Consider the following 16,790-nt stretch of genomic DNA (forward strand, 5'->3'; position numbering starts at 1 on the left):
CAATGCGTTTCGCGGATAACCGGCAGGCTGCACTGTACACGATGTTGTGTCATACGATAAGCATTCGTTTGCTCATTCTGCATGACAGCAAGGTGCGGGATCGGCGGGCGCTGCAGCTTTGCACAGCATTTTCCGCCCGCCGCCCGCCGTGTTACACCGTCACCTGCGTGCCGACCTCGACGACGCGGCCGGTCGGAATCTGGAAGAAGTCCGTGGCGTCGGAGGCATTGCGGGCGAGCGAGATGAACAGGTGATCCTGCCACAGCGGCATGCCGGATTTCGCCGCCGGCCGGATAGAGCGGCGCGACAGGAAGAACGACGTCGACATGATGTCGAACTTGAAGCCGAGCTTGCGCAGGATGGAAAGGCCCTTCGGGATGTTGGGCGATTCCATGTAGCCGAAACGCATGGTCACCTGCCAGAAGCTGTCGGCGAGCGGCTCCAGCGTCACCCGCTCGTTGTCGGAGAGGCGCGGCGTGTCGTCCGTGGTGATGGTGAGGATGACGTTCTTCTCGTGCAGCACCTTGTTGTGCTTCAGGTTGTGCAGAAGCGCCGAGGGCGCGGTCTCCGGGTCGCTCGTCAGGAACACCGCCATGCCGCGCACGCGGTGCGGCGGGTTGGTCCTGAGCATCTCGACGAGGTCGCGCAGCGGCACGTCCGTCTTGCGCGTCTTGGCGAACAGGATGCCGGTGCCCTTGCGCCACGTCGACATGATGACGACGAGGAAGATCGCCAGCACCACCGGCACCCAGCCGCCCGACACCAGCTTGCCGAGGTTGGCGGCAAGGAACGCCGCATCGATGACCACGAAGGGCAGCAGCAGCGCCAGCGCCGCCGCGAGCCCCCATTTCCAGCCCTTCCAGACCACGAGGATGGCGAGCAGCCCGTCCATCAGCATGGCGCCGAACACCGAGATGCCGTAGGCGTGGGAGAGGGCGCTCGACGTCTGGAACGCCACCACCAGCACGAGCACGCCCACGAGCAGCAGCCGGTTGACTTTCGGCATGTAGATCTGCCCCGCGTGCTCCGCCGAGGTGAAGCGAACCTCCATGCGCGGCAGCAGGCCGAGCTGGATGGCCTGGCGCGTGAGCGAAAAGGCGCCCGTGATGCCGGCCTGCGAGGCGACGATGGTCGCAAGCGTCGCCAGCACGATGTAGGGCAGCAGCGCCCATTCCGGCACCAGCCGGTAGAAGGGATTGTCGATCGCCTCCGGGTGCGCCAGCAGCATCGCCCCCTGCCCGAGGTAGTTGAGCGCCAGCGCGGGAAAGACGAAGTAGAGCCACGCGACGCTGATCGGCTTGCGGCCGAAATGGCCGAGATCGGCATAGAGCGCCTCCGCCCCCGTCGCCGCCAGGCAGACGCCGCCGAGCACCGCGACCGCGATGCCGGGATGCTGGTAGAGGAAGCGGACGCCGAAATAGGGGTTGAAGGCGGCGAACACCGCCGGATCGTCGAAGAGGTGCAGCAGTCCGACAAGGCCGATGGCGGAAAACCACAAGATCATCACCGGCCCGAACAGCGTCGCCACCCGCGCGGTGCCGTAGCGCTGCGAGATGAACAGGCCGAACAGGACCGCGATGGTGATCGGCACCACGTAGTCGTCGAGGGCGGGCGTCGCCAGCTTGACACCCTCCACGGCGGACAGCACCGACATGGCGGGGGAAATGATGGAGTCGCCGTAGAACAGCGCCGCCCCCAGCATGCCGATGAGCAGGATGGAGGGGCGCCCCTTGCCCAGCACGCGCTGTGCAAGCGCCACGAGCGTCAGCGTGCCGCCCTCGCCCTTGTTGTCGGCCCGCAGCAGGATGAGCACGTACTTGCAGGTCACGACGAGGATGAGCGTCCACAGGATCAGCGAGAGCACGCCCACGACCGAGGAGCGCAGCAGCGGCCCGCCGGCGGAAGCCGCGAGCACGGATTCGCGCAGCGCATAGAGCGGGCTGGTGCCGATGTCCCCGAACACGACGCCGATGGCGCCGATGACCAGCACATGCAGCTGCTGCGCCGACGGCGCGGCGTTTTCCGCCCGCTCCGTCTCGCTGTCGTTGCGGTCCTGTGCGGCTGCCGCCGGGGATACACCCTTGCCTTCCGTCATGAAATACTTTCTGTCGTGATGCCGGCGGCTCCGGTCTCCGACCAGCGCCGCTTGGGCTTCGCTCAAACGTCGTGCGGGTTTCACATTGGCCGGGAGTCAAGCTCGTCGGCCCTTCGTGTGGAACCCGGTTTGCCTGCGCGGCCAGGCCGCAGTCCACCCTGAATGGGCGGCACGCTCATATCATAGGGGCTTCTTCATGCCAAACGGATGTCTGGCAGCGGCGCATGCGGCATCGGTACTGCATCCGGCGCGCATCCGTCGCCGTCATGCAGCGGCATTCAATCCGTCACAATGCGATAAATGACGTCATTATATGCAGCCCGATAGAGCAGTATATCTCATGGCGATAGTTCATCTTTTTGACCGCCTGTAATCTGGTGGCGTGCGCCCGCGCATTGCGAATACTGCGGCGAAGGAGTAGAGCATGCGGGGCCGGCGGGATGGTTTCCGATGAAACAGGCCCGCCGGCGCAGACGTGAAGCAAGGATTTCCGCATGACAGCCCGCATTCCGGCGCCCGTTGCATCGTCCCCCGCCTCCGTGCATGCGCACTACGAGGCACTGGTGACGTCGGGAGCCATCGAGCGTGATCCGGCGCAGGAGCGGCTCGTGGCGCGGCTGGATGCGGTGATCGCGGCGCTCGTCGCCGCTCCCCCTCCCGTCAGGACCGGCCGTTTCGCCCGGTTCTTCGGCGGCGGGCGCGAGAACAGGCAGCCGGCCGTGCGCGGCCTCTACGTCTGGGGATCGGTGGGACGCGGCAAGACGATGCTGATGGACCTGTTCATGCAGGCGGCCCCGGTCGCGCGCAAGCGCCGCGCCCATTTTCACGACTTCCTTGCCGACGTCCACGAGCGCATCTTCCGCTTCCGCCAGCGCATCAAGGACGGGAAGGAGAAGGACACCGACCCCATTCCCCATGTCGGCGCGGAACTCGCAGCCGAGGCGACGCTGCTGTGCTTCGACGAGTTCACCGTCACCGACATCGCCGACGCCATGATCCTGGGGCGCCTGTTCGCGAGCCTGTTCGAGAACGGCGTCACCATCGTCGCCACCTCGAACGTGGTGCCGGACCGGCTCTACGAGGGCGGCCTCAACCGGGCGCTGTTCCTGCCGTTCATCGCGCTGCTGAAGGAGCGCATGGACGTGATCGAGCTGTCCTCGCGCACCGACTACCGGCTGGAAAAGCTCAGCGGGGCCGATGTCTACCACACGCCCAACGACGCCTCCGCGCGTGCCGCGCTGGACGACGCCTTCCGCCGCCTCGCCGGCACGGCGGAGGCCGGGCCGCTCGTGCTCAGCGTCAAGGGGCATGCGCTGAAAGTGCCCGTCGCGGCGGGCGGCGTGGCGCGCTTTTCCTTCGCCGACCTCTGCGCGACGGCGCTCGGCGCATCGGACTACATCTATCTCGCCCGGCATTTCCATTCCATCGTGCTCGACGACATCCCGGTGATGACCGCGGAGCGGCGCAACGAGGCGAAGCGCTTCATCACGCTGATCGACGCGCTCTACGACCGGCACGTGAAGCTCGTCGCTTCCGCCGAGGCGGAGGCGGACAAGCTCTATGTCGCGGAGGAGGGGCGGGAGGCGTTCGAGTTCGACCGCACGGTCTCGCGCCTCATCGAGATGCGTTCGGAGGATTATCTGGCGCTGCCGCACGGGCGCGGCGATTCGCTGGCGTCGGGCGAGAGCACGGGCCTCGTCGAGACATGAGTCCGCTGCGCCGGATGCAGGAGCCGGTGCCCGAGCGGGTCGACGTGCGTCTGGTGGCCATCGCCGCGGAACACGTACGGCAGGTGGGCGCGCGCCGCGTGACGGTGGTCGGCATCGCCGAGGAAGCCGGCATGACGCACGCCAACGTCTATCGCTATTTCCCCTCGAAGGAGGCGCTGATCGATGCCGTGGTGGCGGATGCGCTGAAGCCCGTCGAACTGATGATGGCGGACATTGCCGGCGCGCCGGATCCGGCCGATGACAAACTCGAACGTTTGACACTGGCGCTCGCGCACGCCTACCGCGACCTCGCCGCGAACGACCGGGCGATCTTCGAGCTTTACGCGGACATCGCCAACGCCAACCGTTCCGTGGCGCGGCGGCACCGGGGGCGGGTGTTCATGTTCGTGGAGCGGGTGGTGGACGAAGGTGCGGCCATCGGCGTGTTCCACTTGCGCGACCGCGAGACGGCGCTGTCGTTCCTGACCGACATGCTGTTCCGCTTCTCGCACCCTTCGGCCATCCTGCTCGATGCCGGGCGGCCGAAGGAAGTGATGGAGAGGCGCTTCTCGGTGCTGATTGGCGTGGCGCTGCGGGCTCTTGTCGGCGGCTTCGTATGAGCCTATGGGTATGATGCTGCGAGAAAGTTACAGAATTCCGGATCTGAAACACGATGGTTTTCACCGAAACCGGTTGTGACGGCTCCGTCATGATCTTCCTCAACGTATTGAAGGTGCAGGAAGATTATCCATGCCCCCGCGGCCGGCGCGCGCATCGGCGCGCGCGGCGGCTGCCTCCACCCCCCGGCATGCGGCTTGAAGGCTTGCACGCTTTGAGTCAAGTAGACGGCGCAAACGGGGTTTTTCATCCCTCCAGTTCAAGGATCGGTTTCCATGGCCCGCAAGAAGATCGCTTTGATCGGCTCCGGACAGATCGGCGGCACGCTCGCTCATCTCGCCGGTTTGAAGGAACTCGGTGACGTCGTTCTGTTCGACATCGCCGAAGGCATCCCCCAGGGCAAGGCCCTCGACATCGCCGAATCGGCCCCGGTCGACGGCTTTGACGCGGCCTTCAAGGGCGCCAATTCCTATGCGGATATCGCGGGCGCCGATGTCATCATCGTCACCGCCGGGGTGCCGCGCAAGCCTGGCATGAGCCGCGACGACCTGCTCGGCATCAACCTCAAGGTGATGGAGTCGGTGGGGCAGGGCATCCGCGAGAACGCGCCGGACGCCTTCGTGATCTGCATCACGAACCCGCTGGACGCCGCCGTGTGGGCGCTGCAGAAGGCCTCGGGCCTTCCGGCCAACAAGATCGTCGGCATGGCCGGCGTGCTCGACTCCGCCCGCTTCCGCCACTTCCTCGCCGACGAGTTCAAGGTGTCGGTGAAGGACGTCACGGCCTTCGTGCTCGGTGGCCACGGCGACGACATGGTGCCGCTGACGCGCTATTCCACCGTCGCGGGCGTCCCGCTGCCGGACCTCGTCAACATCGGCTGGACCACGCAGGAGCGGCTTGACGCCATCGTCGAGCGTACCCGCAAGGGCGGCGGCGAGATCGTCAACCTGCTCAAGACCGGTTCTGCTTTCTATGCGCCGGCCGCGTCCGCCATCGCCATGGCCGAGAGCTACCTCAAGGACCAGAAGCGCGTGCTGCCCGCCGCGGCTTATCTCTCCGGCCAGTACGGCGAGAATGGCCTGTTCGTCGGCGTGCCGGTGGTGATCGGTGAGAACGGCGTCGAGCGCATCATCGAGATCGCCCTGTCGGCGGACGAGAAGGCTGCGTTCGACAAGTCGGTGCAGTCTGTCAAGGGGCTGATCGAGGCGTCGAAGACCATCAACCCGGCGCTTGCTGGCTGATCATCGGACGGCGGCTCGGGGAGGGCCGCCGTTTCGCCATCCCGGCGTCTTCGGATCGTGCCATGTTTCATGGTGCGATCGCGCGGGACGACACGGCGGCAAGAAGACACGGCAGGTTGCAGGCGTCAGCAGGCACCCGGGCCACCAGCTATCCGAGCCATGAAGATCCAAGCCACAAGATCTTAGCCACCTGGGACGACGATATGAACATTCACGAATATCAGGCCAAGGCCGTCTTGAAGGAATTCGGGGTGCCGGTTTCGCGCGGAAAGGCGATCTTTTCCGCGGACGAGGCCGCTGCCGCAGCGCGGGAACTCGGCGGACCCCTGTGGGTCGTCAAGTCCCAGATCCACGCCGGCGGCCGTGGCAAGGGCAAGTTCAAGGAGCCCGCGGCCGGCGAGAAGGGCGGCGTGCGCCTTGCCCGTTCCGTCGAGGAGGTGGAGGAATTCGCCCGCCAGATCCTCGGCCACACGCTGGTGACGGAGCAGACGGGCCCCGCCGGCAAGCAGGTAAACCGCCTCTACATCGAGGACGGCTCCGACATCGCCAAGGAATTCTATCTCTCCGCGCTGGTGGACCGCGCCACGAGCCGCATCGCCTTCGTCGTGTCGACGGAAGGCGGCGTGAACATCGAGGAAGTGGCGCACAACACGCCCGACAAGATCATCACCTTCTCCATCGACCCCGCCACCGGCGTGCAGCCGTTCCATGGCCGCAAGGTCGCCAAGGCACTCGGCCTTTCGGCTGAGCTCGCCAAGCAGGCGGGCAAGCTGGTCGAGAGCCTCTATGACGCTTTCGTCGACAAGGACATCAGCCTGCTGGAGATCAACCCGCTGATCGTCACGAAGGATGATCGGCTCGTTGCGCTCGACGCCAAGGTGTCGTTCGATTCGAATGCTCTCTACCGGCATGCAGACATCGTCGAGCTGCGCGACACCACGGAAGAGGACGCCAAGGAGATCGAGGCGTCGAAGTACGACCTCGCCTACATCGCGCTCGATGGCAACATCGGCTGCATGGTCAACGGCGCGGGCCTCGCCATGGCGACGCTCGACATCATCAAGCTCTACGGCGAGGAGCCGGCGAACTTCCTCGACGTCGGCGGCGGCGCCTCGAAGGAAAAGGTGACGGCAGCGTTCAAGATCATCACCTCCGATCCGAACGTGAAGGGCATCCTGGTCAACATCTTCGGCGGCATCATGAAGTGCGACGTCATCGCGGAAGGCGTCATCGCCGCCGTGAAGGAAGTCGGCCTGTCCGTTCCGCTCGTCGTGCGCCTCGAAGGCACGAACGTCGAACTCGGCAAGCAGATCATCAGAGAATCGGGCCTGAACGTCGTCCCCGCCGACGACCTCGATGACGCAGCCCAGAAAATCGTCAATGCCGTCAAGGGAGCAGCCTGATGTCCGTTCTGATCGACAAGTCGACGAAAATCATTACCCAGGGTTTCACGGGCAAGAACGGCACGTTCCACTCCGAACAGGCGCTCGCCTACGGCGCGCAGGTCGTCGGCGGCACGTCGCCGGGCAAGGGCGGCTCCAAGCATCTCGGCCTTCCGGTGTTCGACACGGTCGCCGAGGCGCGCGAGGCGACGGGTGCCGACGCTTCCGTCATCTATGTCCCGCCGGCAGGCGCGGCCGACGCCATCCTTGAGGCGATCGACGCCGAAATCCCGCTCATCGTCGCCATCACCGAGGGCATTCCGGTGCTCGACATGGTGAAGGTGAGGCGCGCGCTCGACGGCTCCAAGTCGCGCCTCATCGGCCCCAACTGCCCCGGCGTGGTGACTGCGGGCGAATCGAAGATCGGCATCATGCCGGCTAATATCTTCTCGGTGGGGTCGGTCGGCATCGTGTCGCGTTCCGGCACGCTGACCTACGAGGCGGTGTTCCAGACGACGCAGGAAGGCCTTGGCCAGACGACGGCGGTCGGCATCGGCGGCGACCCGGTGAAGGGCACCGAGTTCATCGACGTGCTGGAGCTGTTCCTTGCGGACGACAAGACCGAGTCGATCATCCTGATCGGTGAGATCGGCGGCTCGGCCGAGGAAGAGGCGGCGCAGTTCCTGAAGGACGAGGCGAAGCGCGGACGCAAGAAGCCGACCGTCGGCTTCATCGCCGGCCGCACGGCGCCTCCCGGCCGCCGCATGGGCCACGCAGGCGCGATCATCTCCGGCGGCAAGGGCGGCGCGGAAGACAAGATCGCGGCGCTGGAAGAGGCGGGCATCCGCGTCTCGCCGTCGCCGGCGCGTCTCGGCAAGACGCTGGTCGAGGTGCTCAAGGGCTGATGGCGCGGCGGACCGGCGCCTGCCGCCGATCCGCCACCTTCCGGTCGTATTCGGATGGCAAGGACAGCCGTCCCCAGAACAATCATCCCGTCACCGCCTCCGGACGGTGATGGGTTTCGGGCCGCAAGGCCCGCTCGCCCGGACGGGTCCGGGTTCCGGCAGGATGATAAGGGTCATGGCACGGCAGGATGTGAACGACGCATTTGCTCAAACCTCATTTCTCTACGGCGGAAACGGCGCCTATCTCGATGAGCTGTACGCCCGCTACGAGCAGGACCCTAAGTCGGTGGATGCCGGCTGGCAGGCGTTCTTCGCCGGCTTGAGCGAGGACAAGGCGCTCGTCGAGAAGAATGCGCAGGGCGCGTCGTGGCAGCGGCCCAACTGGCCGGTTCCCGCCAACGGCGAACTCGTCTCGGCGCTGGACAGCGACTGGTCCGGCATCGAGAAGGCCGTGGGCGACAAGATCAAGCAGAAAGCCCAGAAGGGCGGCGTCGAGCTGTCGCCGGAGGCCGTGCAGCAGGCGGCGCGCGACAGCGTGCGCGCCATCATGATGATTCGCGCCTACCGCATGCGCGGCCACCTGCACGCCGATCTCGACCCGCTGCACCTCAGCCCGCCGCGCGATCACGAGGAACTGCACCCGTCGAGCTATGGCTTTGGGCCGGGCGACCTCGACCGCAAGATTTTCATCGACCACGTGCTCGGGCTTGAGTTCGCCACCGTCAACGAGATGCTGGCGATCCTGAAGCGCACCTATTGCCGGACGCTCGGCGTCGAGTTCATGCACATCTCCGATCCGGCGGAGAAGGCGTGGATTCAGGAGCGCATCGAGGGCCCGCACAAGGAAATCACCTTCACGCCGGAGGGCAAGCGCGCCATCCTCAACAAGCTGATCGAGGCCGAGGGCTTCGAGAAGTTTCTGGACCTGAGGTACACGGGCACGAAGCGCTTCGGTCTCGACGGCGGCGAGTCGCTTATTCCCGCGCTGGAGCAGATCATCAAGCGCGGCGGCAACCTGGGCGTGAAGGAAATCGTGCTCGGCATGGCCCACCGCGGCCGCCTCAACGTGCTGACGCAGGTGCTGGCCAAGCCGCACAGGGCGCTGTTCCACGAGTTCAAGGGCGGTTCCTTCGCGCCCGACGACGTGGAAGGCTCCGGCGACGTCAAGTATCACCTCGGCGCATCGAGCGATCGCGAGTTCGACGGCAACAAGGTCCATCTGTCGCTCGTCGCCAACCCGTCGCATCTGGAGATCGTCAATCCGGTGGTGCTCGGCAAGGCGCGCGCCAAGCAGGACCAGCTCGGCGACCGCGAGACGCGCACTTCCGTGATTCCGCTGCTGCTGCACGGCGACGCGGCCTTCGCCGGCCAGGGCGTCGTGGCGGAGTGCCTTGGCCTGTCCGGGCTCAAGGGGCATCGCACCGGCGGTTCCGTGCATGTCATCATCAACAACCAGATCGGCTTCACCACCAACCCGCGCAACTCGCGCTCCTCGCCCTATCCGTCGGATGTGGCGAAGATGGTGGAAGCGCCGGTGTTCCACGTCAACGGCGACGATCCGGAGGCGGTGGTGTTCGCCGCCAAGATCGCGACGGAGTTCCGCCAGCAGTTCCACAAGCCGGTCGTCGTGGATATGTTCTGCTATCGCCGCTTCGGCCACAACGAGGGCGACGAGCCGGCGTTCACGCAGCCGCTGATGTATCAGGCGATCCGCAACCACCCGAGCGTGCTCGAAATCTACACGAGCAAGCTGGTGGCGGAGGGCGTGGTGACGCAGGCGGAGGTCGAGGAGCGCCGCGCCGCCTGGCGCACCCACCTCGAAACCGAGCTTGAGGCCGGGCAGACCTACAAGCCCAACAAGGCGGACTGGCTGGACGGCAAGTGGGCGGGCCTGAAGGCGGTGCGCGAGGACGCGGACGATCCGCGGCGCGGGGCTACCGGCCTTCCGGAAGCCGAGCTGAAGCTGCTGGGCGAGAAGCTCACGTCGGTGCCGGCCGATTTCAACGTCCACCGCACCATCCAGCGCTTCCTCGACAACCGCCGCAAGGCAATCGAGACGGGCGAGGGCATCGACTGGGCGACCGGCGAGGCGCTGGCGTTCGCCTCGCTGCTGAAGGAAGGCAAGCCCGTGCGCCTGTCGGGGCAGGATGTCGAGCGCGGTACGTTCTCGCAGCGCCACTCCGTGCTGGTCGACCAGAAGGACGAACACCGCTACATCCCGCTCAACGCCATCTCGGAGAGCCAGGCCAAATTCGAGGTCATCAACTCGATGCTCTCGGAAGAGGCGGTGCTCGGCTTCGAATACGGCTATTCGCTGACGGAGCCGAACGCGCTTACCCTGTGGGAAGCGCAGTTCGGCGACTTCGCCAACGGCGCGCAGGTGGTGTTCGACCAGTTCATTTCGTCGGCGGAGCGCAAGTGGCTGCGCATGTCGGGCCTCGCGGTGCTGCTGCCGCACGGCTACGAGGGGCAGGGGCCGGAGCACTCGTCCGCGCGTCTGGAGCGCTATCTGCAGATGTGCGCCGAGGACAACATGCAGGTGGCCAACGTCACCACGCCGGCCAACTACTTCCACATTCTGCGCCGTCAGTTGCGGCGGGACTTCCGCAAGCCCCTCATCCTGATGACGCCGAAGTCGCTGCTGCGCCACAAGCGCGCGGTTTCCCGGCTGGAGGAGTTCACGGAGACCAGCTCGTTCCACCGTCTCATCCGCGACGACGCCGAGCGGCTCTCGAAGGAGAAGATCAAGCTGGTGAAGGACGACAAGATCCGCCGCGTCGTGCTCACCGCCGGCAAGGTCTACTACGATCTCTATGAGGAGCGCGAGAAGCGGGGCATCGACGACGTCTACCTGCTGCGTGTCGAACAGCTCTATCCGTTCCCGGTGAAGTCGTTGATCAATGAGCTGTCGCGCTTCCGCAACGCCGATCTCGTATGGTGCCAGGAAGAGCCCAAGAACATGGGGTCGTGGACCTTCGTCGAACCCTATCTGGAGTGGGCGCTGGGGCATTCGAGCATCAAGGCGAAGCGTCCGCGCTACGTGGGGCGTGCCGCCTCAGCCGCGACGGCGACCGGCATCATGTCGAAGCATCTCGCGCAGTTGCAGGCGTTCCTCGACGACGCCTTTTCCGTCTGATTTTCGATCCGGCCGGCGTCCGCCGGCCGGGCCTTCATCCTGTCAAATAACCGGCCGCAGGCCACAATGGACACAAGATCATGGCGACCGAAATCCGCGTGCCCACGCTGGGCGAATCCGTCACCGAAGCCACTGTCGGCCAATGGTTCAAGAAGGTGGGGGAGGCGGTCAAGGCTGACGAGCCTCTGGTTGAACTCGAAACGGACAAGGTGACGTTGGAGGTCAACGCGCCGGCGGACGGCGTCCTGACGGAAATCACCGTCAAGGAAGGCGAGACCGTGGGCGTCGGCGCCCTGCTCGGCACGTTCAACGAAGGCGGCGCGGGTTCAGCCGCCGCTCCGCGGCCCGCCGCGGCACCTGCTCCCGCACCGGTTGCTCCGGCGCCCGCCCCCGCTGCGCCTGCCGCTGCCGGCCTGGAGAACGGCCCGGCCGTCCAGCGCATCGCGGCGGAAACCGGCATCAGCCCGGCCGGCGTGCCCGGCACCGGCAAGGACGGCCGCGTAACCAAGGGCGATATCCTCGCCTTTGCGGCGGCGCCCGCCCAGGCTCCTGCGGCCGTGCCCGCACCGGTCGCGACGCCCCGCGCCCCTGCGGCGCCCGGCGACGAGGCGCGCGAGGAGCGCGTGCGCATGACCAAGCTGCGCCAGACCATCGCGCGCCGCCTCAAGGAAGCGCAGTCGAACGCGGCGATGCTGACCACGTTCAACGACGTGGACATGACCAACGTCATCGAGCTGCGCAACCAGTACAAGGATGCGTTCGAGAAGAAGCACGGCGTCAAGCTCGGCTTCATGGGCTTTTTCGTCAAGGCCGCGGTGCAGGCGCTCAAGGAGCTGCCGGCCGTCAACGCCGAACTCGACGGCACTGACCTGATCTACAAGAACTACTATCACATCGGCGTGGCGGTCGGCACCGACAAGGGCCTCGTCGTGCCGGTGGTGCGCGACGCCGACCAGTTGTCGGTGGCGGGTATCGAGCAGCAGATCGGCGATTTCGGCCGCCGCGCCCGTGATGGCCAGCTCAAGATCGAGGAGATGCAGGGCGGTACCTTCACCATCTCGAACGGTGGCGTGTACGGCTCACTGCTGTCGACGCCGATCCTGAACGCGCCCCAGTCGGCCATCCTCGGCATGCACCGCATCGATCAGCGCCCGGTCGTCTACAAGGGCCAGATCGTGGCGCGGCCGATCATGTTCCTCGCCCTGTCCTACGATCACCGCGTGATCGACGGCAAGGAGGCGGTGACCTTCCTCGTCCGCATCAAGGAAAACCTGCAGGATCCGGCGCGCCTCGTGCTCGACCTGTGATTTCGCACCGGCCTCCCGGCTGCGGCCGGGAGGCGCCTCCCGTTTCATGATTTGACATTGCCGGTTGCTCTCGTCCGCAAACGCGAACCGGCGCTCGACAGGCAGGAAGTCCCATGTCTTATGATCTCGTGGTTATCGGCACCGGCCCCGGCGGATATGTCGCCGCCATTCGCGCCGCGCAGCTCGGGCTGAAAACGGCGGTTGTCGAAAAGCGCAAGACGCACGGCGGCACCTGCCTCAATATCGGCTGCATTCCCTCCAAGGCGTTGCTGTTCGCTTCCGAGAAGTTCGAGGAAGCCGCGCATGCCTTCGGCGATTTCGGCATCAAGGTGAGCGCGCCCGAGATCGATGTCGCCAAGCTGCTGGCCTTCAAGCAGGAGGGCGTCGACGCCAACGTCAAGGGCATCGACTTCCTGTTCAAGAAGAACAAGATCGATACGTTCCACGGCACCGGCCGCATCCTGGCCGCCGGAAAGGTCGAGGTAACGGCGGAAGACGGCACGGTGCAGGTGGTCGAGGCCAAGACCATCCTGATCGCCACGGGCTCGGACGTCGCGCGACTGCCGGGCATCGAGATCGACGAGAAGGTCGTTGTCTCGTCCACCGGCGCGCTCGCGCTCGACAAGGTGCCGGGCCGGCTCGTCGTCGTGGGTGCAGGCGTGATCGGGCTGGAACTCGGCTCCGTCTGGCGCCGGCTCGGCGCGGAGGTAACCGTGGTCGAGTTCCTCGACCGCATCATTCCGGGCAACGACGGCGAGGTGGCCAAGCAGTTCCAGCGCATCCTGGCCAAGCAGGGCTTCATCTTCAAGCTCGCGACCAAGGTGACGGGTGTCGAGAACACCGGCCTGGGCGCGAAGGTGACCGTGGAGCCGGTTGCGGGCGGCGAGGCTGAGGTGATCGAGGCCGATGTCGTGCTGGTGGCGACGGGCCGCGTGCCCTATACCACGGGTCTGGGGCTTGCCGAGATCGGCGTCGCGCTCGATGAGCGCGGTCGCGTTGTGGTGGACGATCACTACCGCACCAACGTGGCGGGCATTCTCGCCATCGGCGACGTCATCGCCGGGCCGATGCTGGCGCACAAGGCCGAGGAAGAGGGCATTGCCGCCGTCGAGCTGCTCGCCGGCAAGGCGGGCCACGTCAACTACGGCGTGATCCCGGCCGTGATCTACACGACGCCGGAAGTGGCGTCCGTCGGCAAGACGGAGGAAGAGCTGAAGGCCGCTGGCATCGCCTACAACATCGGCAAGTTCCCCTTCACGGCTAATGCGCGCGCCAAGGTCAACCACCAGTCGGAAGGCTTCGTGAAGATTCTGGCCGACGCCACCACCGACCGCGTGCTGGGCGTCCACATCATCGGGCCGGAAGCCGGCGAGCTGATCCACGAGGCGACCGTGCTGATGGAGTTCGGCGGCTCTGCCGAAGATCTCGCCCGCACCACTCACGCCCACCCGACCCGCTCGGAAGCGGTGAAGGAGGCGGCGCTCGCCGTGGACAAGCGCGCCATCCACTTCTGATCCGCCTGGAGTGTTTCTGTCAAAGACAGAAACACTCCAGAATCTGTCCTGTTTATGTTGAAACAGGACAGATTCTAGGTTCCTTATTTTGAGCGAATTCCGATCGGAGCGCGCTCCAGGTTTTCGGGCTGTATGGAAGCGCCAGCGCTGTCCGCCCCGGCGCTTCTTTCATGGGTGATGCAGGGCAGCGATGGCATCGGCGAGCGCGAGCGTGCGCCGGGCGATGGCAACGTGCAGATCCTCGATCATTCGCCCCTCGAAGCTCACGGCGCCCTTGCCGGCGTTTTCGGGCGCGGTGAAGGCTGCGATGAGCGCGCGGGCTTCCGCGATGTCGTCGGCGCCGGGGCCGAAGGCGGCGTTCGCGGCGGCGATCTGCGCCGGATGGATCAGCGATTTGCCGTCGAAGCCGAGGTCGCGCCCCTGCGCGCATTCGGCCGCGAAGCCGGCGGTATCGCTGAAATCGTTGTAGACCGAGTCGATCGCCGCAAGTCCACTCGCACGCGCGGCAAGCAGCACCTGCTGCAGCCACGGCAGCAGGGCGGCGCGGCCCGCCCGCACGCGCACGCCGGTCTCGCGGGCAAGATCGTTCGCGCCGATGACGAAGAGAGCGAGACGGCTTGCGGGCTCCAACGCCGTGCGGGCCATGGCGTCGGCGTCGAGCACGGCGCGCGCCGTCTCGATCATCGCCCACACCTGCACCCGCGCCGGCGCGCCGAGCGCGTCGAGGCGCCGGCCGATATCGCGCACGGCCTCGGCCGAGGCGGCCTTGGGGACAAGGACGGCATCGGGCGCGACGCTTGCGGCGAGCGCCAGGTCGTCGGCGCCCCACGGCGTGTCTGCACCGTTGACGCGCAGCGCCACCTCGCGGCCGCCGAGGCCCTGTGCAATCGCGGCCCGTGCCTGCTCGCGCGCCGCCTCCTTGGCGGCGGGGGCGACGGCGTCCTCCAGGTCGATGATGACGGCGTCGGAAGGAAGGCCGCGCGCCTTTTCAAGCGCGCGGACATTCGAGGCCGGAACGAACAGCAGGCTCCGGCGTGGCCGTATCGTGGCCGTCAATGCGCCGTCCATCCGCCGTCGACGGGGATGATCGCGCCGGTGATGGAGCGGGCAGCGTCCGTGGCGAGGAACACGGCAAGCGCCGCGATTTCGTCCACCGTGACGAACTCCTTCGTCGGCTGGGCGGCGAGCAGGACGTCGTTCTTCACCTGCTCCTCGGTGATGCCGCGCGCCTTGGCCGTGTCGGGAATCTGCTTCTCGACGAGCGGCGTCCAGACGTAGCCGGGGCAGATGGCGTTCGCGGTGATGCCGAAAGTGGCCGTCTCCAGCGCCACCGTCTTGGTGAAGCCGGCGATGCCGTGCTTGGCCGAGACATAGGCGGACTTGAAGGGCGAGGCGATGAGCGCGTGCGCGGAAGCCGTGTTGATGATGCGGCCGAACTTGCGCTCCTTCATGCCGGGGATGGCGGCGCGCGTGGTGTGGAAGGCGGCGGAGAGGTTCAGGGCGATGATCAGGTCCCACTTCTCGACCGGGAACTCCTCCACCGGGGCCACGAACTGGATGCCGGCGTTGTTGACGAGGATGTCGACCGAGCCGAAAGCCTTCTCGGCCTCCACCACGAGGTTGAACGCCTCGTCCGCCTTCGAAAGGTCGGCGCCGGAGTAGAAGGCCTTCACGCCGAATTCGTCCTCGATGCCGAGGCGCTCTTTTTCGATGGCCGCCGCATCGCCGAAGCCGTTGATGACGACGTTGGCGCCCTCGCGCGCGAAGGCGCGGGCAATGGCGAGGCCGATTCCGCTCGTGGAGCCGGTGACGACAGCGGTACGCGATTTCAGAGACATGGGCAAAAGCCTCCCTGGCTTCCCGTGGAGAAGATGAACATGCGCAAAATCGTTGAACAGCCGGGCGCCGGGGAGGCTGCCCGTGTTTCAACCTGACGACCGGACACGACCTTGTCCGGGAACGGGACGGCCCTTTCGAGCCGCTTGCCTTTCCGGGGCCGTGATCCGCGCTGCAAAGAGCATCGACGCGCCCGCGCGCCTTTCGGTACGCACGGAATGCGGCATGCCGCAAAATGCAACCATATCATAGGCGCATATCCCTTGTCACAATATGACGCGCGCGGCGTCATGCCGGCTTTTTGCCGTGCGATGTGTAACAATCGAGGAATATGTTATAATGTTCAATCAGTGATGGAAGAAACCGGCATCGGCATGCGTGGCGGCGCCGGGCGTGACGCGAAGGAGAACGGCGTGAATGCTCGTCCTGTGCATGGCGGTTCCTACAGGCATACGCACGACGCCTTGCCCGGCGGCGCGACGGGCCGCTTCCACGCGCAGCCCCACGCGCATGGCGGGGAGGCGTGCGATCACGCGACGCACCGGGCTGCGCTCGCGCCCGGCGCCCTGCAACACGCAGCCGACCTGTGCCGTGCGCGCGGTGTGCGCATGACGCCGATCCGGCATGACGTGCTTTCGGCCCTCTACACGACGCACCGGCCGCTTGGCGCCTATGACATCGCAGAGATCATGGGCCGCGAGGCGCAAAGGCGCGTTGCGCCGATCACCATCTACCGGGCGCTGGAATTCCTGCTGGAACAGGGTTTCATTCACAAGCTCGAGACCCGCAACGCCTTCATCGCCTGTCCGCACGTTCATTCGCCCGGCGAACTGGTCGTCTTTCTGATCTGCGAGCAGTGCGGGGGGGTGGACGAGGCATCCTCGCCCGTGTTCAGCGGCGCGCTGGCGAAGATGCTCGGCGAGGCTGGTTTTACCCCGCGCAACGAGGTGGTCGAGATCGCCGGCATCTGCGCCCATTGCGGCGGCAAGGGGCAGGGGGAGGTCGCGCCCAAGGATTCGGTTGCCGAACCGGCCTGAATGGGCGATA

The 16,790-nt window shown here is 66.2% G+C and carries 12 protein-coding genes; 9 read left to right on the plus strand and 3 right to left on the minus strand.

Annotated features, from left to right (window positions below; translation table 11 throughout):
• Positions 1-151 precede the first annotated feature (151 nt).
• A complete protein-coding gene (locus FHS82_RS04175; RefSeq protein WP_166949138.1) occupies positions 152-2,095 on the minus strand; it encodes a potassium transporter Kup in 1,944 nt (647 codons plus the stop codon).
• 494 nt (positions 2,096-2,589) lie between these two features.
• Here FHS82_RS04175 and zapE point away from each other — a divergent pair, with 494 nt between their 5' ends.
• The 8 genes from zapE to lpdA all read left to right on the plus strand — a co-directional run bounded on the left by zapE (position 2,590) and on the right by lpdA (position 13,907).
• Positions 2,590-3,804 carry a cell division protein ZapE gene (gene zapE, locus FHS82_RS04180; RefSeq protein ID WP_166949140.1) on the plus strand — a complete coding sequence of 405 codons (1,215 nt, stop codon included), beginning with the start codon at positions 2,590-2,592 and terminating at the stop codon, positions 3,802-3,804.
• On the plus strand, positions 3,801-4,424 hold the full coding sequence (locus FHS82_RS04185; protein WP_246225070.1) for a TetR/AcrR family transcriptional regulator: 624 nt from the start codon (positions 3,801-3,803) through the stop codon (positions 4,422-4,424). Before zapE ends, FHS82_RS04185 begins: the two co-directional genes overlap by 4 nt.
• A gap of 273 nt (positions 4,425-4,697) precedes the next feature.
• Positions 4,698-5,663: a malate dehydrogenase gene (mdh, locus tag FHS82_RS04190; RefSeq protein ID WP_166949142.1), complete on the plus strand. Its 966-nt coding sequence runs from the start codon at positions 4,698-4,700 to the stop codon at positions 5,661-5,663.
• Between the two features lie 203 nt (positions 5,664-5,866).
• The gene (gene sucC, locus FHS82_RS04195) at positions 5,867-7,066 is read left to right on the plus strand and encodes an ADP-forming succinate--CoA ligase subunit beta (RefSeq protein WP_166949145.1); all 1,200 of its coding nucleotides are present in this window, start codon (positions 5,867-5,869) and stop codon (positions 7,064-7,066) included.
• Entirely contained in the window at positions 7,066-7,950 is an 885-nt protein-coding gene (gene sucD, locus FHS82_RS04200; RefSeq protein ID WP_166949147.1) for a succinate--CoA ligase subunit alpha, read from the plus strand. The genes sucC and sucD overlap by 1 nt, the downstream gene beginning before the upstream one ends.
• A 175-nt stretch (positions 7,951-8,125) precedes the next feature.
• Positions 8,126-11,086 carry a 2-oxoglutarate dehydrogenase E1 component gene (locus FHS82_RS04205; protein WP_166949149.1) on the plus strand — a complete coding sequence of 987 codons (2,961 nt, stop codon included), beginning with the start codon at positions 8,126-8,128 and terminating at the stop codon, positions 11,084-11,086.
• Between the two features lie 80 nt (positions 11,087-11,166).
• Positions 11,167-12,393, plus strand: a complete 1,227-nt coding sequence (gene odhB / locus FHS82_RS04210; protein ID WP_166949151.1) for a 2-oxoglutarate dehydrogenase complex dihydrolipoyllysine-residue succinyltransferase — start codon at positions 11,167-11,169, stop codon at positions 12,391-12,393.
• Between the two features lie 113 nt (positions 12,394-12,506).
• Complete coding sequence (gene lpdA, locus FHS82_RS04215; RefSeq protein ID WP_166949153.1) at positions 12,507-13,907, plus strand: dihydrolipoyl dehydrogenase; 1,401 nt, start codon at positions 12,507-12,509, stop codon at positions 13,905-13,907.
• Positions 13,908-14,075: 168 nt separating this feature from the next.
• Here the strand turns inward: lpdA and FHS82_RS04220 are convergent, their stop codons facing one another.
• Complete coding sequence (locus FHS82_RS04220; protein ID WP_246225072.1) at positions 14,076-14,963, minus strand: HpcH/HpaI aldolase/citrate lyase family protein; 888 nt, start codon at positions 14,961-14,963, stop codon at positions 14,076-14,078.
• On the minus strand, positions 14,960-15,745 hold the full coding sequence (locus tag FHS82_RS04225; RefSeq protein WP_166949157.1) for a 3-hydroxybutyrate dehydrogenase: 786 nt from the start codon (positions 15,743-15,745) through the stop codon (positions 14,960-14,962). The genes FHS82_RS04220 and FHS82_RS04225 overlap by 4 nt, the downstream gene beginning before the upstream one ends.
• Positions 15,746-16,156: 411 nt before the next feature.
• Here FHS82_RS04225 and FHS82_RS04230 point away from each other — a divergent pair, with 411 nt between their 5' ends.
• On the plus strand, positions 16,157-16,780 hold the full coding sequence (locus FHS82_RS04230; protein WP_343042502.1) for a transcriptional repressor: 624 nt from the start codon (positions 16,157-16,159) through the stop codon (positions 16,778-16,780).
• Positions 16,781-16,790: the final 10 nt, after the last annotated feature.

Source organism: Pseudochelatococcus lubricantis, from assembly GCF_011762225.1.
Lineage (GTDB): Bacteria > Pseudomonadota > Alphaproteobacteria > Rhizobiales > Beijerinckiaceae > Pseudochelatococcus > Pseudochelatococcus lubricantis.